Genomic DNA, 16188 nt, shown 5'->3' on the forward strand with positions numbered 1-16188 from the left:
TTCTTAAATGCGGACGCAGGTCACGGTGTCGCCCTCTTCCACGCGCAGGATGTCCTGGGCGTTCTTCGACAGGCAGACGGTATCGGTATTTTCCAGCGGTGCGCAGTTGATGGTCACCGCGCGGAAGCGCTGGTCAGGGCCGGTGGACACGGCGTAAGTCGCTACCGCGTCGCTGGCTTGCGTGCCTTCGGCGCTGGCAACGCGGCGCGGCAGCGAGGTGGTGAAGGTACGCAGCGCATGCTTGTGCGCCTGCAGGATCGGACCGCCGTCGAAGATGTCGATGTACTCGTCGGCTTCGAAGCCTTCGGAAGTCAGCAAATTGAACGCCAGTTCGCCGCTCGGGTGGATCTGGCCCATCACGGCTTGCGCATCGCCCGGCAGCAACGGCACATACACCGGGTAGTGCGGCATCAGCTCCACGATCAGGGTGCGGTTACGGGCGCCGCCGATCACGCGTTCGGCATCCAGGAAGTCCATCTTGAAGAACTTGCGGCCCAGCGCATCCCAGAACGGCGAGCCGCCGTTTTCATCGGTCAGTCCGGCCAGCGGCACGAAGAAGCGGTCGCCGAAACGGTGCGGCGCCTGCACCGCGTACAGCAGGCGGGAGCGCGACAGCAAGGCCGCTTCCGGACGCTGCGCCACGCTGGCGTCGACGTAGAAGCCCGACAGCTGCGAGTAGGCGGTCAGCTCGGAGCACAGCGTCAGCGCGTGCACGCTGTGGCTGATGTTCAAGTCGCGCGAGACTTGCTGGATGACGTCGTTGCGGAAGGAGAAGTAGGTGCCGTTCGAGCCTGCCGAGGCGTGGATGGCGGCGGTGCCGACGATCTTCCTGTCGGCCAGCGACTCCATCACGAACATGTAGGACTCTTCGCTCGGGATGTCGACGTGGGCGGAGAAGGAAGCGATGGAACGCTCGACTGCCTGCTCGATCTTTTCGCGCGTCTTCGGCAGGGTATGGACACCCGGCATGCTGACCGCGGCCAGTGATTCGAGGGCGGCGATGTCGGCGGTTTCTACCGGACGGACTACGTACATGGGTGCTCCTCTTTTATTCTTCTAGACCCGGTACGGCAGGGTCAGACCCAAGGGTCTGACCCAGATATGCGGCCGCTGTGGGTCAGGGGTACGACCCTTGGGTCGTACCCAGGTTTACCGGGTTTAGGTCTTGGTCAGCTCAGCAATCGCCAGGCGAATGATGCGGTCGGCTTCATCGATCTGCGCATCCGACACCACCAGCGCCGGCGCCAGGCGCACCACGTCGGTACCAGCGATCAGGATCATCAGGCCCTGCGCTTCAGCAGCGCGCTGGATATCCTTGGAACGGCCCTTGAACGGCTCGGCCACAACCAGGCCCAGCAGCAGGCCGGCGCCGCGCACGGCGGAGAACACTTGAGGGAAATCGCGCACCAGGCCTTCCAGCTTGCCGATCAGCTTCTCGGAAGCCTCTTTCACGCGGGCCAGGAAGGCTGGCTGGTTGATGGTTTCCAGCACGGTCAGCGCCACGGTGGCAGCCAGCGGGTTGCCGCCGTAAGTAGTGCCGTGGGTGCCCACTGCCAGGTGCTTGGCCAGTTCGTCAGTGGTCAGCATGGCGCCGATCGGGTAGCCGTTGCCCAGTGCCTTGGCCGAGGTCAGGATGTCCGGGGTCACGCCGTAGCCCTGGTAAGCGAACAGGGAACCGGTACGGCCCATGCCGCACTGCACTTCGTCGAAGATCAGCACGGCGCCGACCTTGTCGCACAGCTCGCGCAGGGTCTTCAGGTATTCTGGATTGCCCGGCATCACGCCGCCTTCGCCCTGCACCGGCTCAACGATCACGGCGCAGACGTCGTCGCCGATGGCAGCCTTGGCCGCTTCGATATCGTTGTAAGGGATGTGGTCGATCGATGGCGGCAGCGGCTCGAAACCTTCGGTGTACTTGGCCTGGCCGCCGACGGACACGGTGAACAGGGTACGGCCGTGGAAGGAGTTCAGGCAGGACACGATGCGCGGCTTCTTGTCGCCGAACTTGGCGTGGGCGACTTTACGGGCCAGCTTCAGGGCCGCTTCGTTGGCTTCGGCGCCGGAGTTGCAGAAGAAGGCGCGGTCGGCGAAGGTGGCTTCGGTCAGGGCCAGGGCCAGGCGCAGCACCGGCTCATTGGTGTAGCCATTGCCCAGGTGCCACAGGGTGTTGGCTTGGCGGGTCAGGGCTTCCACCACGACCGGGTTGCAGTGGCCCAGGGAGGCGACGGCGATGCCGGAGGTGAAATCCAGGTAATGCTTGCCGTTCTGGTCCCACAGGTCCAGGCCCGCTGCTCGCACTGGCACCATCTGGGCAGGTGCGTAAGTCGGGACGATTACCTCGTCGAAAGTGGCGCGGGTTACAGGGCGGGTGGTAACAGTCGAGTCAAGCTTGGCGTTCATGGCAAATCCCCATCAATGGTAAGGTGTACTGCATTGTAAAAGCGGGGATGCTAAAACTCTTTTGAATCTGCGACAAGGATTTTCAAAATTGTCCAAGCAGCTTGAAAGTCGGGGTCAGGTCTGGCAATCCGCCACTTTTTTCGCATTGCGGAAAAAGTGGCGGATTGCCAGACCTCGTATATTGAATCTGCACCTTTGGAAGAAGATATTAGGATTCTGAAGGCGGCGGGGCAAGGTCTCACCGAACAGAGTGGAAGCCATTGAGCTTGTGGGTCAGATAGGTGACCTTGCCCACTTGTTCATCTGGACGCCGGACGGTATCTTAGGTCGCCCCTTGGGTAAGCCTGCATACGAGAAAGGTGGACGAGATGAATACGCCGGTCGTAGGGATTGATGTCAGCAAGCGTAAGTTGGATGTAGCCTTGCTAGTTGATGGCAAAGTCAAGGCGAAAGCAGTTCCGAACTCCCAAGAAGGATTCGCAGAGCTGGAAGTCTGGCTGAACAAGCAGAAGATTTCTCTGCTGGAAACCCATATTTGCCTTGAGTCGACAGGCGTCTATAGCGAACCTATCGCCCTGTATTGGTTTGACAAAGGGATTAAAGTCAGCTTGGTCAATCCGAACTGCATCAAAAGTTTTGGCAGCAGCGAGAATATCCGCAACAAGAACGACCAAGTTGATGCTGGATTAATTGCTCGCTACTGTGCAGCGATGGCGCCGCCATCTTGGGATGCGCCATCACGTGAACAGCGCCAGTTACGGGCCTGGGGCAACAGGCTGACTGCACTTCAAGATATGCGCCAGCAGGAGTTGAATCGTTTAGAAGCGCATGAAACAGCCAAACAACAGGATGTTATCCCTCATGTCCAGGCTCATATCAAATGGCTGGATGCGCAAATTGCGCAAATAGCACGGGATATCGACGATCACATTGACCGCCATCCAGGGCTTAAACAGGATGCAGAGCTCATTGAAAGCATTCCCGGGCTAGGCCGTACGACAGCGGTAAAGGTCTTAGGCCACGTGGGGGATGTTCGGCGCTTCGGAAATGCGAAGGCGCTTGCAGCGTTCATCGGGGTCACACCCAGGCAACGACAATCCGGAACCTCAATACGAGGCCGGACAATGATGACTCGTATGGGGAACAAACACCTGCGAGCAGCTTTATTCCTGCCAAGCCTCGTTGCAAAACGTCACAACCCTATCCTGAAGCAGTTTGGCCAACGTTTAGAGGCCAACGGCCTCTCCAAAATGGCCGTCGCCGGCGCAATTATGCGCAAGTTAGTGCACTTGATTTACGGGGTAGTTAAGTCAGGCAAGCCCTTTGACCCGAAATACATGGAAAAAAGGCTTGCCGTCCAAGACGGTATCTGACCCCGACTTTAGCCTTGCAATTTGCGCTGCCGCTCTTCGCGGGGAGTATTGCCGAACAGCGTGCCAAAGGCGGTCGAAAAGTGCGACCCCGACGAGAATCCGCACATCAGCCCAACCTGCACTATGGAATGATTTGTTTCTAAAAGTAATTGCCGTGCCCGTTGCAGGCGCAGTTCGAGGTAATAGCGCGAAGGCAGCGCCCCCAGGTACTGCTTGAACAAACGCTCAAGCTGGCGCCGTGACAAGCCCACCAGCCCGGCGATATCGTCGGTCGACAAGGGCTCCTCGATATTCGCCTCCATCAGGGTCACCGCCTCCGACAGCTTGGGCTGCAGCGCCCCGAAACGCGCCTGCAAGGCCACCCGCTGCCGCTCTTCCGACGAACGCACGCGGTCGATACACAAGGCTTCCTTGATCTCGGCCTGCACATTGGCGCCGAACAGCGCTTCGATCAGGGTCAGTGAAAAGTCGAGCGAAGCAGCCCCGCCGCAGCAGGAAATCAGCCGTCCATCGATCTCGAACAAATTCGGTGTGAGTATGGCGCGCTCGGTGACATCCTCGGTTTCCGCATAGAGCGCCCATGGCAGGGCGATGCGTGCGCCGCCCGCCGCTCCAGTCTGGGCCAGCCACAACACGCCGGCGCCAACCCCGCCCCAATACTCCGCCTCGCGGCAACACTCGATCACCGCACGCAGTTCGGCATCAGCCGGGCGAGCCGCCCCCTCGTCCGCGACAAACAGGGCCAGTTGCCAATCGCCGGCCAGGCCCGATGCAGCGGCCAGCTGGGACGGCGTCATCACGTCGAGCTGGAAACCGCCCTTCAGAAGGCGCTGGGCCAGCCGCAAGGGCTGCGCCAAGCCGGACCAGGCCAGGCTGTCCGGCTCGCCCGCATTCACCAGCAGCATGCGCAGCGGCTGCTCCCGGGTCAGGCGACTAAGTTGGGCAAATGACATCTTCTATTCAGGGACAAGCGCCGACGCCGGGCGCTCAGGGGTATTCCATTGGCTGACAATCATACCGGAGATCAACAGTACCGCTCCCAGCAGCTGCAACACGCCCATCGTCTCGCCCAGCCAGAAGTAGCCGAAGATGGCCGCGCTGGCGGGTTCGAAGGCATAGATCACCGCCGCCTCGTTGGCGGTGGCGTGGCTCTGTCCCCAGGTTTGCAGGGAAATGATGGCCGCCGTGGCGATCACGCCAAGATAGGCCAGGTTCCATTTATAGGTCGCCAGGCCTTGCCAGATGTAGGTGTAGTAGTCCTTCGCATCATGCGGCACGTCGATCACCCCGCGCGGCACTTCACGCAGCAGTATCCACAGTCCGGCAAACAGGGCCACGGTCCAGATCTGGGCCACCGTCAACGTCATCAGGCGGTCCACCTTGCGCGAGAACTGCTCCATGACCTTGATGTAGAGGCCGAACAGGAAGGCCGCCGCCAGTGCCAGCGAGTCGCCGCGGTTCCAGCTGAAGCTGCCCTCCCAGCACAGGGCGAACAGGCCGCCCACGGCCAGGACCAGGGCCAGCACGATGCGCTTGTCCGGCCACTTGCCCATGGCAATCCCCAGCAGCGGCACCACCAGCACGTTCAGGCCGCAGATGAAGGCGTTGCGGTTGGAAGAAGTCAGGCTCAGGCCTTCGACCTGGGTCAGGTAACAGAAGAACAGCAGCACGCCGGCCAGGAAGCCATAGTGCAGGTCACGCCATGTGGCGCGCAGCAGGAAGGGGGACAACAGCACACCGGCAATCGCGAAGCGCGACAACACGATCCAGTTGGCCGACAGGTTGTCGGTCATCTCCTTCATGGCCGGGAAGGTGGTGCCCCAGACAATGGTCACCACCAGCAGGGCCAGGATACCGCGTGCGTGCAGGGGCATGGCATTAGTACATCATGTTATGAGTTTGCATATAGTAACCGATGGAGGCCGAGGCTGGCGGGCGCTATAATCCGGTGTCATGGGCGAACGATATTTGAAAAGCATCCGGCTGCTGGCCGAATGCATGCAAGGGTTTGAGAGGTGGTCCGGCGAACACGTTCGCCAACTTGGCCTCACCCACGCGCAATTCGATATCATTGCCACACTGGGCAACACCCCAGGCATGAGCTACAAGGAGCTGGGCGAACGCACCCTGATCACCAAGGGCACCCTGACCGGCGTCATCGAACGCCTGGAACAGAAGGGCCTGGTGGAACGGGAACGCAATGCCGACGACAAGCGCTCCTTTTTCGTGCGCCTGACCCCGGCGGGCGAGCAGCTCTTTGCCGAAGTGTTTCCTGTTATCGTCGCTAAAGGCGTACAGTTGTTTTCGGACTATAGCGACGCCGATTATGAAGCCCTGGAACGCACCCTGGCCGGGCTGAAGGCCACGATCAGTGCCGGTACACCACTATAAAGAACGAGAAGAATGTTAAAGACCACCCTGCTGGATGGCATCAAGCCAGCCAAATTCGACAAGCAAATCACCGGCAACCTGCTGCTGGAAAACACCAGTGCCGACCTGGTGCGCAAGGAAAAACTGCTGATTGGCATCCGCAATGAAGACGGCGAGATCTACCGCCTGATCGGCGCCACCAAGCACAACAGCTTTACCAATGCAGTGGAAGAACTCGAAGACCTGGAACTGGTCGACGAACTGGGCGATGTCGAAGGCACCGTGGAAGGGTGCGACGCCATCTTCGGCGAAGGCTAAGCTGGGCGTAAAGCCAGTTTTTTCATCAAAATAACCACCCTGTCCTAGTTCCAAAGGGCAATTTCTGCATATAATTTTCGCATGGACAGACTGGAAGCCTTCAAAGCAATTGCCGCCCAAGCGGGCCGCGGTGAGCTTACTTTTCCCACCAATATCGACGCGTCGATCAAGCTGCAGCGCGCGCTGAACGATGACAATTGCCATATCGACCTGGCAGCCAAGCTGGTGCAGGCCGACCCGCTGCTGGCGGCGCGCACGGTGGCAATTGCCAACTCGGTGGCCTACAACCGCTCCGGCATGGAGATTTCCAGCGTGAAGACGGCTGTGCAGCGCCTTGGCGTGCGCACCCTGCAGTCCCTGGTGACCTCGGTGATCGTGCGTCAGCTCGGCACCAAGATCCGCAATCCCCTGCTCAAGGCCAAGGCCAACCAGCTATGGGAGCACACCGCCCACGTGGCGGCGCTGGCGCAGGTGATTGCACGGCGCGTGTCCCATGTCGATCCCGATACCGCCATGTTTGCCGGCATCGTGCACGAGGTGGGCGGCTTCTACATGCTGTCGCAGGCCGAAGCCTATCCGGCAGCGATGGAAGGCGATCCGGAAGAATGGACCACCTACGGCGAAGTGCCGATCGGCCGCGGCGTCCTGCAAAAGCTGATGATTCCCGAGAACGTGATGAAGGCCGTGGAAGCCATGTGGGAAGGCATGCGCGCCCTGCCGCCCGAGAACCTGGGCGACACGCTGCTGCTGGCCAACGACTTGTCGCCGATCGCCTCGCCGCTGCACGCCCGCCCGGGTGCAACCTCGGTGGCAGCGGCCAGCACCATCGACTTCGCTGTCGGCGACGGCACGCTGGCCACGATCATGGAAGAGTCAGCGGAGGAAGTGAAGTCCCTTACTTCCGCCTTGCTTCACTGATAAAAGTCTGGGTCAGGTCTGGCAATCCGCCAAAATGGCGGATTGCCTGACCCCGACTTTATTTAATGAAGTAACCGGAGACGCGCCAGTTGCCGTCCGACCCTTTCATCGGGGTGACGGTTTCCACTGCGCTGGCCTTGTTTTCGAATTGGGTGGCGAACTGCAGGACGAAGTAGTCGCCTGCCGGGGCGCCCGGCAAGTTGTGCGCGAACTGGGCACTGGCCAGGCGGCGCGACTTGACTGCGCCCAAGGGCATGCGCACATTGCGCAGCGCCTGTTCCCAGCCCGGCTTGCTGATCGCGCCCTGGAACACCGGGGCGGCCTTGTCCCAGCTGGCGCCATAACGGCCGGCATCCGTCAGCGCCAGCCATTCGCTGGCGGCGGTCTTGGCGGTATCGCCTGACGCTGCATCTTGCGCAAACACGGCGCCGCCCAGCAATAAACCAGCAAACAGCAAAGAGGCTCGCATAGTCGTTCTCCAACGCTGTGGGGGACCGCCAATTTTACATGCAGGCGCGCGCGATCGTGGCGGCGAATTGGCGCAGTTCAGGCACCGCAGTCGCCTCCCAATAGCCGGCCCTGAGCCAGGGACCGATGTAATGCAGGCCTGGTGTCGGCTTGCCGTCTGCACCAAGCACGGTGCAGTCGGCGCCGGTTTCCACGCCGAGGCCCAGCGCGTCGGCCTGCATCAGGCCATCGGCCAGGAGCTGCCGCACCAGGGGCATCGATGCGCGGCGCGGGCTGGCGCAACTGCCAGTGCAGTTGATGATGCGGGCGGCGCGCAATTCGATGCGTGCCTCGCTGCCGCGCGGCTGCACCGTCAGGACCGCCAGTTCCGCCTCGTCGCGGATGCCGATGACGCGTCCTGCCGACACGCGCAGCGCGCCGCGCTCCAGTGCCGCCGCCAGCTCCTGCTGCACCATCGGCGGCAACTGGTGCCGATGCACGTCCCAATACGGCCGCACATGGCGCAGGAAGCGGCGCCGCTCGACTGCGGGCCAGGCTTGCCAGATGCCCGCGGACTGTTGGCGCAAGGCTGCCAGCGCATCGTGCCAGTCCAGGCCCGCCGCTTCAAGGCGCTCCACCTGCCGCATGAAAGCGTGCAAGGCCGCGCGAACGGTTGGCGCTTCGTCGCGCAGCAGCGGGCTGCCTGCCAGGTGGCCGCAAGGCGGCTTGCTGGGCTGCGGCAGCAGGCCATGGCGCGACAGCGCATGCACGCACTGCGAGGGATTGCGGCGCAGGAGCTGCAGCGCGATATCGACCGCCGTCAGGCCGCTGCCCAGCAGCAGCACCGGGTCGCGAACGCCAACGGTGGACAACAGGTCTGCGCGCCATGGATCCGGTACGTAATGCGCACTGTCGGCCAGCGTGCCATGCGCCATTTCCGGCGGTGGCGCGGGAAGGTGGCCGAAGGCCAGCACCACCCGGTCCGCCTCGATTCGGCGGCCGTCTTCCAGCATCGCTTCCAGCCTGCCGCAAGTTTCGGTTTGCAAGCGGCATACGCTGCCACTGATGCAGTCGAGGCTGGCGTGGCGTGGCGCCTGGTCTTGCGCCTGGCGCAGTGCCCATTCCAGATAATCGCCGTACACGCTGCGGGCGACGTAGGAACTCCCGGTCACGCGGCTGTCGCGCAGCGCTGCATAGCGCAGGAAGTGTTCCGGATCATCGGGCAGGACGCTCATTTTTGCCGCCACCACGTTGAGCAAATGCTGCTGGCTTTGCGTCCCGTATGCCATGCCGCGCGCCAGCCGTCCGCTGCGGTTCAGCAGCAGCACGCGCAAAGGCTGGCGGCCCGCGAGGCGCAGCATCTGTATCGCGCACGCTACACCGGAAAAACCCGCACCTACGATCAGCACGGTGCGCATGCTGCCCTCCTGCATCGCGTATATAGTCGCATCATGGACTCCTTGATCATATCGCGCCGCGAGCGCGAAGAAATGCATGGCCATCGCGGCGCGGTAGTCTGGTTCACGGGCCTGTCCGGCGCCGGCAAGACAACACTGGCCCGCGCCGTCGAACAGCGCCTGTTCCATGCCGGCCGCCAGGTCGTGCTGCTGGATGGCGACAGCCTGCGCCAGGGCCTGTGCGCCGACCTTGGCTTTTCTCCCGAAGACCGCAGCGAGAACCTGCGCCGTGCCGGCGAAACCGCCCGCCTGTTCGCCGAAGCCGGCATCATCGTGCTGGCGGCCTTCATTTCGCCGCTGCGCGCCGACCGCGCCCGCGTGCGCGCCATGCAGGCCGGAGACGACTTCATCGAAGCCTGGTGCAAATGCCCGCTGGAAGTCTGCGAACAGCGCGACGTCAAAGGACTGTACCGCCGCGCACGCGCCGGAGAGGTGAAACAGTTCACCGGCGTGTCCGCGCCTTACGAAGCGCCGCTGGCGCCCGAACTGTCGCTCGATACTGCGCGCGCGCCCCTGGCCGATTGCGTCGAGCTGGTTTTGGCCGAGTTGCGCTCGCGCGGCGTGCTGCACGCGCCGGGCAGCAGCTCGTCCAGCAGTTCCAGGCAAATGCGGGCAGCCTGGTCGCCAGAGTCCAGTTCCGCGTGCCACGCCGACACCGACACGGCCACCAAGGGGTAGTTACGCAGGCTGCGGAACAGTTCCGCCATCTCTTCCACGCGCGGTCCGGCCGGCACATGGTATTTGAGCGCCGGCATGCGCTGGGCTTCGTCCAGCACGTCGGTATCGAAATGCACGTAGAGAGTTTCGTGCCGCGACAGGTTGCCCAATACCTGGTCCAGGGTGCAACGCACGACCGCCGAACGCTCCAAGGCCACGTCTTCGCCCGGGTCAAGGTCGCGCGCATCGGACAGCAGCACCAGCTCTTCCGGATAGGGATGCATGCCGACCGCTTCGCGCAAGGCGGCGATGCTGTCGCGGCGGTTCTGGCGGCGGTCCTGGCGGCCGACCAGCATGGCCAGCGGCATGCCGCCCAGGTATTGGGTGTGCGTGGTAGCCCAGGTGTGAAAGTCGCCGTGCGCATCCAGCCACAGCATGCGTTGCGGCTCGCGACCGGCGCGCTGCAAACCCGCCATCACGCCCATGGTCGACACGCAGTCGCCGGCAATGCTGACCGGGAGCTCGCCGGCCGCCGCCGCCGCGGCGACCTGCTCGGCCAGCACGGCATACACGCGACCCATGCTGAGCATCTGCTCATCCTTATCCACCAGTTCGGTGGCCGTCGATTGCGGCGACTCCAGCACGGCCCAGGGCTGCGAATCGAGCGACTGCACGCGCAGCAGGCCATCACGCCGCTTGCCCATCAGGTAAGGCACCAGCAGCCGGCGGGTCATTGCCACTGCTCCGGCGCCGCGCCATAGCCCAGCGCGTGCATCATGTCGGCCACTTCCGGGCGCCGCGCCAAGGGCAGCAGCTGGCTGCTGCGCTTTCGCCAGCGGCCCGGTGCGGGGGTCTCGGTTGCCATCGTTACCGGCAGCTCGGGCGGCTGCGGCATCGGAGGCAGGCCAAGCCACTCACAGGTCCGGTCCAGCACGCCCGCCGGATCGGACAGGAAGGATTCGAAGCGCACTGGCAGCGCGGCCACGCCACTGCCGGCGATATGGCGGTGGCTGGACAGCCATTGGTTCAGGCACACCTCCTCCAGCGGCGCGTTGACATAACTGCGCCAGTTGGGCGGCAGGTCGAATTTCCACCAGCGCTGGCCGCCATCGCACTGTTCCGAATAACCGTCGATGGCCAGCGTTACGCCGTGCTTTTGCATATCGTGCGCATGGAAACCGATGGGCGACAGCCAGCCATCGATCAGGCCGTTGACGCAGGCGGCAACGCTGCGCACCAGGTGCACATAGCGCACCTGGGCATGCGGGAACAACTGCTCATAGAAGCCGTAGCGATAAGCGTCGGATGGCGTCTTGAACAGCAAGACCTTGCTGGCTGCATCATCTTCGGTGAAATGCCGGGCACGCATTGCCGGCGAAACGAAGGGCGGCTCTTCGATCTTGACCGCCTCGTTGAAGGGCCGCCGCTGCCCCGGTCCCTGGCCGCCGTCGTAGTAATCGCGCCGCCACGGCTCGCGCCAGAACACGGCGCCCAGCACCGCATGCTGCAATTCCTGCTCGCTGGGCGCGTCGGCGCCCTGGCTGGGCAACAGCGCCTCGTCGAGGGCACGCTCCATCTGGGCAAAGGCCAGCGGTTGCGCGAACAGTGCAGGGAACTGCAGCAGCAGGCGCTTGCGCCAGCGCGCCTTCAACTCCGGCAAAGGTGCGATGCCGCCTTCGGGCACGGTCAGGCTGTCGAAGATCTCGTCGGCCAGCGCGTCGGGATTGCGCAGGCGAGCGATGGCATCGCTGGTGCATGCTGGATCGTAGCCGAAGCCGTCGCCGCTCAAGGCCAGGAAGGGCTCCGCTTCGCCGTCAAGGCTGGCGACGCCGGGATGGCGCGCCAGCACCGCCTTGAACAGCGTCGACCCGGAACGCGAACTGGTGAGGATGACGGCGACACGCCTTACCTGTGCACGCCAGGGCGCGTGCGGCACTGCCCGCAACTGGCGGATGGTGTCAATCAGCCCGTCCATGCCTTGCCCCCGGCTTGATCAGGAAGGCAAAGAACTGGCGCTCCTGGTCGCGTTCGGCCGCGCTGCGCGCCATCAGCCGGATGCTGAAGCCGGCCTGTTTCGCCAGCCGCCGCACCTCGTCCACCGCGCCGAAATTCGAGTGCGCGAAGTAGATGCGTCCGCCCGGCTTCAGGTAGCGCGCCGCCTGCTCGAAGAACTGGGTATTGGTGCGGAAATCGGTATCCCACTGCGAACGCGCCACCACGTCGGGCGCCGGCTTGTCGCGGAACGGCAGGTTGGCGGTGATGACGTCGAACTGTTCATCGCCCACGTTCTCGAACAGGTCGGAGCGGCGTACTTCCATCACGCCCTCGAATCCGTGCGCTTTCAGGTTGTGGCGCGCGCTGCGGATGGCGGCCGGATTGACGTCCAGCGCCAGCACGCGCGACGCGCCCTGGTAGCAGGCGAAGATCGCAATCACGCCGGAGCCGGTGCCTACATCGAGCACGCTCTCTCCCGGCTTGATGCGGAAATTGCGCACCAGCGGCTGGCTGTCCAGGAAGGGCCAGAAGGTGTTGGGGTAGACGTGGAATTTCTTGCCAAGGTAGGTGATCGTGCGCCCGCCTTCAGGTACGGACTTGAACGCTTTTTGTCGCGTGGCTTGCCAGCGGTCGACTTGCTCTGGCGTGGGAAGTGCAGATGTTCGCATACCTGGCCCCTTGTCTGATGCTTGCCATGCTATCGAGTCTGCCAGGCAAGGGCAAGCACGGATGAAACCGTGCGCAGGAACTGTTGGATGCTTACATTGCTCCCGGTTTGAAAGTCGGGGTCAGCCAGGCGGCGATGGCGCGGCCGATGGCTTCGGGGTGGTCTTGCTGGAGGTTGTGGGTGCCTTCACCGAGTTCGAGCAGCTTGCAGTTTGCGAGCTTACCAGCGTAGCGCTCGGCGACCGGGCGCGGCGTCAGCACGCCGTTCGGGCTGAACAGGATCAGTTTCGGATATTGGGCCGTGGCCATGATGGCTTCGTTGCGTTCGATCAGCTGGTACACATCGGCTGGCTCGCCGCCAATCGGCATCATGCGCGGGAAGGCCAGCATCGGCTTGCGCGATTCGGGCGTCGGGAAAGGCGCGCGATAGGCATCCATCTCTTCCGCCGTCAGCGGGCGCAGCGCGCCTTTCGGCAGCATCTGCTCGATGAAGAAGTTCTGCTGCAGAACGAACTCTTCGCCGCTGCCCGGTGCGCGCATCAGCTTGAAGCGCTCGCGCGCCTCTTGGAGCGGGTGGAAGTCTTCCCATGTCGGGCTGGGACGCACGAACTCCATCAGGGCCACGCCGCGTACCTTGGCCGGGTAGCGCGCCGCCAGGTGAATGGCCAGTGCGCCGCCCCAGTCCTGGCCGACCAGCGTGAACTCCTCGATCTCCATCTGCTGCAGGAAGGCCTCGAGGTAGGCCGCGTGTTCGAGAAAGCTGTAGGCGATATCGGGCTTGCCGGAAGCGCCGAAGCCGATCAGGTCCGGCGCCAGGCACCAGGCTTTGGCGGCCACATGCGGCATGATGTCGCGCCAGATGAAGGAGTGCGTCGGATTGCCGTGCAAGAAGATCACGGCGCGCGCGCTGCGTTCGCCGAGCTCGCGATAAGCGATGGTGGAATCCAGTACGGGGACGTTCTGCATGATGTCTCTCTCAGAAAAAAATGCCCACTCCAAAGAGTGGGCCAAGTCCAAAACTAGGGATGTCCTGAAAGAGACGGCTCCATCTTATGTTCGGGACTGGCCTCACTCTGTGCGTCAACTCACACAAACCTTAAAAAGGCCATGGGGTCTCGGTTTGCTGCCATGCCGGCAGTTGCTGGACGCGTTCGGCCCAGGCCAGAAGGTGCGGATGTTGATCGACGGGAACTTTGGCGCGGCTGACGTACATCATCGGTGCAGCCACCGCAAAATCTGCCAGCGTCAGCTTGTCGCCGCTCAGCCATTGGCGCGTGGCCAGGTGCTTGTCGAGCACGGCGGCGTGTTCATGCACATACCGTTCGCCTTTCGCGATCTCGACCGGATCAGGGCCCTCGCCGGTCACCAGTTTCTTCCACAGGTATTCCCAGGTCAGGATGCCGATGGCTGGTGCGAAGTGCTGGGCGCCGAAGAACATCCAGCGGTTGACGTCGGCGCGCTCTTTCAGACCGGTCGGGTACAGGTCGCTCGCGCCGTGCTTGTCGGCCAGGTACTGCATGATGGCGCAGGATTCCCACAGGTGCAGGCCATCGTCTTCCAGCACCGGCACCTTGCCGCAGATGTTCACTTCTTCCAGGCGCTTGCGGTCGGCCTCGCTGGCGAAGTCGATGATCACTTCATCGAGCTTGATGCCAAGCTGGCTTGCGGTCAGCAATACACGGCGGGCGTTGGAGGACAGTGGGTTGTGATAGAGGCGCATCGTTAAACTCCTTGGTGGTTTGATCGAATGCGCCTATCGTAACCAAGGTCCCCTGACAGTTCCTGTCAGGAGTCGTCTTTGATGGCGTTTTCTTCGCGCCAGACTTTGAGCAATTCGTGGCGCGGTGCAGGGTAGCGTTCTGCAAGTGCTTCGGCATGCGCGATGCGGTCAATGCGGAAGTGGCGGTTGGCCTTGCGCATCTCGCACCAGGCGGCAAGGATGCGGCGTCCTTCGAAGAAGGCCAGCGCGAACGGCCACACCGTGCGCTCGGATGAAGAACCGTTTTCGTCCTTGTACTGGATGCGCATCTTGTGATGACGGCGGATCGCTTCGCGCGCGGGCTGCACGAATTCATCGTGCTCCGGCGTGTCGCGCATCAGCGGCACCCACAAGCTGGTGTCGGCCATGTCGTCGCGCAGATCTTTCGGCGTGGCGGTGGCGATCTTGGCCAGCGCATTGGCCGCGGCTTGCGCCAGCGCCGGGTCGCCCTGGCGGCGCACCCAGCGCGCGCCCAGCACCAGCGCTTCCAGTTCATCGGTGTCGAACATCAGCGGCGGCAGGAAGAAGCCGCTGCGCAGCAGGTAGCCAAGGCCGGCCGAGCCTTCCACTGGCGCGCCGAGTTCGGCCAGGGTTTGCATGTCGCGGTAAATCGTGCGTTCGGATACGCCCAGCTTTTCCGCCAGCGCGGCCGCAGTCACCGGACGGCGGCTGCCGCGCATGGCATCCATGAGCTGGAACAGGCGGCCGGTACGGCTCATTGCTGCTCCCCATTTTACGAGGCGTGCAGCTTAACATAGTTATAATCCGGGAATGAGCAAGAACCTCCCTACCAAGAACCCTGCCACCAAAAGCCGCGCACTCGGCAAAGTCACCTTGTCGGATGTCGCCGCCCTCGCCGGCGTCGCCCCCATGACGGCGTCGCGCGCCATCAATCAACCGGAGCTGGTGTCGTCGGTCCTGCGCGAGCGCGTGGAGAAGGCGGTGCAAGACCTCGGCTACGTGCCGAACCGCGCAGCGCGCGCCCTCGCCTCGGCGCAGTCGAGGGTCATCGTGGTGCTGGTGCCATCGCTGGCAAACGCGGTGTTCACAGCGGTGCTGGCCGGCGTGCAGGATGCGCTCGACCCGTGCAACTACCAGATCCTGATCGGTAACACGCGCTATTCGGACGCGGAAGAAGAGAAGCTGCTGGCGACTTATATGCAGTCCAATCCGGACGGTATCCTGCTGTGCGGATTGACCCACAGCCCGCGGGTGCAGCAGATGCTGGCCACTTCGCGGGTGCCGGTGGTGTCGATGATGGACCTGTCCTCGGAACCGGGCGCGATGTCGGTCGGCTTCTCGCAGGAGGATGCCGGCTACACCATCACGCGCTACCTGATCGACAAGGGCCGCAAGCGCATCGGCTACATGGCCGCCCAGCTCGACGAACGTACCCTGAAGCGCGGCGACGGCTACCGCAAGGCCATGGAGGAAGCCGGCCTGGCCGACCCGATGCTGGAGCTGATGTGTCCGGACCCGTCCACCATCGCCCTGGGCGCCGAGCTGCTGGGCCGCATGCTGGCCAATATGCCGGGCCTGGACGCGATCTTCTGCTGCAACGACGACCTGGCACATGGCGCCATCTTCCAGTGCCAGCGGCGCGGCATCAAGGTACCGGAGCAGCTCGCCATCTGCGGCTTCAACGACCTGCCCGCGTCGGCCTGGATGAAGCCTTCGGTCACCACGGTCGGCACCCCGCGCTACCAGACGGGTTTCGAAGCGGCCAACCTGCTGTTGGCAACCATCCGCGGCAACGACGTCCCGGCCCGCCGTATCGACCTTGGCTTCACGCTGATGGCGCGCGAGAGCGCATAACGACACCAGCGCA

The 16188-nt window shown here is 63.3% G+C and carries 17 protein-coding genes and 1 pseudogene; 6 read left to right on the forward strand and 12 right to left on the reverse strand.

Annotated elements, in window-relative coordinates; genetic code table 11:
* Positions 1-3 precede the first annotated feature (3 nt).
* Complete coding sequence (locus ACN9MZ_RS28775) at positions 4-1035, reverse strand: arginine N-succinyltransferase (protein ID WP_426165912.1); 1032 nt, start codon at positions 1033-1035, stop codon at positions 4-6.
* Between the two features lie 123 nt (positions 1036-1158).
* On the reverse strand, positions 1159-2400 hold the full coding sequence (astC, locus tag ACN9MZ_RS28780; RefSeq protein WP_426340191.1) for an acetylornithine/succinylornithine family transaminase: 1242 nt from the start codon (positions 2398-2400) through the stop codon (positions 1159-1161).
* 368 nt (positions 2401-2768) lie between these two features.
* On the opposite strand from astC, the gene ACN9MZ_RS28785 reads away from it, so the two are divergent.
* Complete coding sequence (locus ACN9MZ_RS28785; RefSeq protein ID WP_426338545.1) at positions 2769-3773, forward strand: IS110 family transposase; 1005 nt, start codon at positions 2769-2771, stop codon at positions 3771-3773.
* 8 nt (positions 3774-3781) lie between these two features.
* On the opposite strand, the gene ACN9MZ_RS28790 is transcribed toward ACN9MZ_RS28785, so the two are convergent.
* Together ACN9MZ_RS28790 and ACN9MZ_RS28795 are read right to left on the reverse strand one after the other, a co-directional pair.
* Positions 3782-4726, reverse strand: coding sequence for a GlxA family transcriptional regulator (locus ACN9MZ_RS28790; protein WP_426340192.1), 945 nt, complete (start codon positions 4724-4726; stop codon positions 3782-3784).
* Between the two features lie 3 nt (positions 4727-4729).
* The gene (locus ACN9MZ_RS28795) at positions 4730-5647 is read right to left on the reverse strand and encodes a DMT family transporter (RefSeq protein WP_426340193.1); all 918 of its coding nucleotides are present in this window, start codon (positions 5645-5647) and stop codon (positions 4730-4732) included.
* Between the two features lie 79 nt (positions 5648-5726).
* On the opposite strand from ACN9MZ_RS28795, the gene ACN9MZ_RS28800 reads away from it, so the two are divergent.
* From ACN9MZ_RS28800 to ACN9MZ_RS28810, 3 genes are all read left to right on the forward strand, one after another.
* Complete coding sequence (locus ACN9MZ_RS28800) at positions 5727-6164, forward strand: MarR family winged helix-turn-helix transcriptional regulator (protein WP_426336587.1); 438 nt, start codon at positions 5727-5729, stop codon at positions 6162-6164.
* Between the two features lie 12 nt (positions 6165-6176).
* Positions 6177-6461 carry a hypothetical protein gene (locus tag ACN9MZ_RS28805; RefSeq protein WP_130309964.1) on the forward strand — a complete coding sequence of 95 codons (285 nt, stop codon included), beginning with the start codon at positions 6177-6179 and terminating at the stop codon, positions 6459-6461.
* 81 nt (positions 6462-6542) lie between these two features.
* Positions 6543-7379, forward strand: coding sequence for an HDOD domain-containing protein (locus tag ACN9MZ_RS28810; RefSeq protein WP_426340194.1), 837 nt, complete (start codon positions 6543-6545; stop codon positions 7377-7379).
* A 58-nt stretch (positions 7380-7437) separates the two neighbouring features.
* Here ACN9MZ_RS28810 and ACN9MZ_RS28815 read toward each other — a convergent pair whose 3' ends face one another.
* Together ACN9MZ_RS28815 and ACN9MZ_RS28820 are read right to left on the reverse strand one after the other, a co-directional pair.
* Entirely contained in the window at positions 7438-7848 is a 411-nt protein-coding gene (locus tag ACN9MZ_RS28815; RefSeq protein ID WP_426340195.1) for a DUF4019 domain-containing protein, read from the reverse strand.
* Positions 7849-7882: 34 nt separating this feature from the next.
* Positions 7883-9244: an FAD/NAD(P)-binding protein gene (locus tag ACN9MZ_RS28820; protein WP_426340196.1), complete on the reverse strand. Its 1362-nt coding sequence runs from the start codon at positions 9242-9244 to the stop codon at positions 7883-7885.
* Positions 9245-9316: 72 nt separating this feature from the next.
* Here ACN9MZ_RS28820 and cysC point away from each other — a divergent pair.
* Positions 9317-9790 (forward strand): annotated as a pseudogene (cysC, locus tag ACN9MZ_RS28825) (adenylyl-sulfate kinase); the annotation flags it as partial.
* Here the strand turns inward: cysC and ACN9MZ_RS28830 are convergent.
* The 6 genes from ACN9MZ_RS28830 to ACN9MZ_RS28855 form a co-directional block, all read right to left on the reverse strand.
* Positions 9745-10674, reverse strand: coding sequence for an arginase family protein (locus tag ACN9MZ_RS28830; protein WP_426340197.1), 930 nt, complete (start codon positions 10672-10674; stop codon positions 9745-9747). The pseudogene cysC and the gene ACN9MZ_RS28830 sit on opposite strands and share 46 nt — an antisense overlap.
* A complete protein-coding gene (locus ACN9MZ_RS28835) occupies positions 10671-11915 on the reverse strand; it encodes a hypothetical protein (protein WP_426340198.1) in 1245 nt (414 codons plus the stop codon). Before ACN9MZ_RS28835 ends, ACN9MZ_RS28830 begins: the two co-directional genes overlap by 4 nt.
* Complete coding sequence (locus tag ACN9MZ_RS28840) at positions 11899-12603, reverse strand: methyltransferase (RefSeq protein WP_426340199.1); 705 nt, start codon at positions 12601-12603, stop codon at positions 11899-11901. The genes ACN9MZ_RS28835 and ACN9MZ_RS28840 overlap by 17 nt, the downstream gene beginning before the upstream one ends.
* Positions 12604-12694: 91 nt before the next feature.
* Positions 12695-13567 (reverse strand): haloalkane dehalogenase, encoded by an 873-nt coding sequence (locus ACN9MZ_RS28845; RefSeq protein WP_426340200.1) that lies wholly within the window; start codon positions 13565-13567, stop codon positions 12695-12697.
* A 130-nt stretch (positions 13568-13697) separates the two neighbouring features.
* Positions 13698-14321 carry a glutathione S-transferase family protein gene (locus tag ACN9MZ_RS28850; RefSeq protein WP_426340201.1) on the reverse strand — a complete coding sequence of 208 codons (624 nt, stop codon included), beginning with the start codon at positions 14319-14321 and terminating at the stop codon, positions 13698-13700.
* Between the two features lie 65 nt (positions 14322-14386).
* A complete protein-coding gene (locus ACN9MZ_RS28855) occupies positions 14387-15079 on the reverse strand; it encodes a helix-turn-helix transcriptional regulator (protein WP_426340202.1) in 693 nt (230 codons plus the stop codon).
* Between the two features lie 52 nt (positions 15080-15131).
* Here ACN9MZ_RS28855 and ACN9MZ_RS28860 point away from each other — a divergent pair, with 52 nt between their 5' ends.
* Entirely contained in the window at positions 15132-16175 is a 1044-nt protein-coding gene (locus ACN9MZ_RS28860; protein ID WP_426340203.1) for a LacI family DNA-binding transcriptional regulator, read from the forward strand.
* The last annotated feature ends 13 nt before the right edge of the window (positions 16176-16188 follow it).

The organism is Pseudoduganella sp. S-14 (genome assembly GCF_049913285.1).
In the GTDB taxonomy this organism is placed as follows: Bacteria; Pseudomonadota; Gammaproteobacteria; order Burkholderiales; family Burkholderiaceae_D; genus Rugamonas.

Bases quoted from the DNA above. Each gene is read 5' to 3' on its own strand.
- ACN9MZ_RS28835 (WP_426340198.1), bottom strand. From the start codon at position 11,915: ATGGACGGGCTGATTGACACCATCCGCCAGTTGCGGGCAGTGCCGCAC.
- ACN9MZ_RS28800 (WP_426336587.1), top strand. From the start codon at position 5,727: ATGGGCGAACGATATTTGAAAAGCATCCGGCTGCTGGCCGAATGCATG.
- ACN9MZ_RS28805 (WP_130309964.1), top strand. From the start codon at position 6,177: ATGTTAAAGACCACCCTGCTGGATGGCATCAAGCCAGCCAAATTCGAC.
- ACN9MZ_RS28785 (WP_426338545.1), top strand. From the start codon at position 2,769: ATGAATACGCCGGTCGTAGGGATTGATGTCAGCAAGCGTAAGTTGGAT.
- ACN9MZ_RS28820 (WP_426340196.1), bottom strand. From the start codon at position 9,244: ATGCGCACCGTGCTGATCGTAGGTGCGGGTTTTTCCGGTGTAGCGTGC.
- astC (WP_426340191.1), bottom strand. From the start codon at position 2,400: ATGAACGCCAAGCTTGACTCGACTGTTACCACCCGCCCTGTAACCCGC.
- ACN9MZ_RS28790 (WP_426340192.1), bottom strand. From the start codon at position 4,726: ATGTCATTTGCCCAACTTAGTCGCCTGACCCGGGAGCAGCCGCTGCGC.
- ACN9MZ_RS28775 (WP_426165912.1), bottom strand. From the start codon at position 1,035: ATGTACGTAGTCCGTCCGGTAGAAACCGCCGACATCGCCGCCCTCGAA.
- ACN9MZ_RS28795 (WP_426340193.1), bottom strand. From the start codon at position 5,647: ATGCCCCTGCACGCACGCGGTATCCTGGCCCTGCTGGTGGTGACCATT.
- ACN9MZ_RS28850 (WP_426340201.1), bottom strand. From the start codon at position 14,321: ATGCGCCTCTATCACAACCCACTGTCCTCCAACGCCCGCCGTGTATTG.
- ACN9MZ_RS28845 (WP_426340200.1), bottom strand. From the start codon at position 13,567: ATGCAGAACGTCCCCGTACTGGATTCCACCATCGCTTATCGCGAGCTC.
- ACN9MZ_RS28840 (WP_426340199.1), bottom strand. From the start codon at position 12,603: ATGCGAACATCTGCACTTCCCACGCCAGAGCAAGTCGACCGCTGGCAA.
- ACN9MZ_RS28815 (WP_426340195.1), bottom strand. From the start codon at position 7,848: ATGCGAGCCTCTTTGCTGTTTGCTGGTTTATTGCTGGGCGGCGCCGTG.
- ACN9MZ_RS28855 (WP_426340202.1), bottom strand. From the start codon at position 15,079: ATGAGCCGTACCGGCCGCCTGTTCCAGCTCATGGATGCCATGCGCGGC.
- ACN9MZ_RS28810 (WP_426340194.1), top strand. From the start codon at position 6,543: ATGGACAGACTGGAAGCCTTCAAAGCAATTGCCGCCCAAGCGGGCCGC.
- ACN9MZ_RS28860 (WP_426340203.1), top strand. From the start codon at position 15,132: ATGAGCAAGAACCTCCCTACCAAGAACCCTGCCACCAAAAGCCGCGCA.
- ACN9MZ_RS28830 (WP_426340197.1), bottom strand. From the start codon at position 10,674: ATGACCCGCCGGCTGCTGGTGCCTTACCTGATGGGCAAGCGGCGTGAT.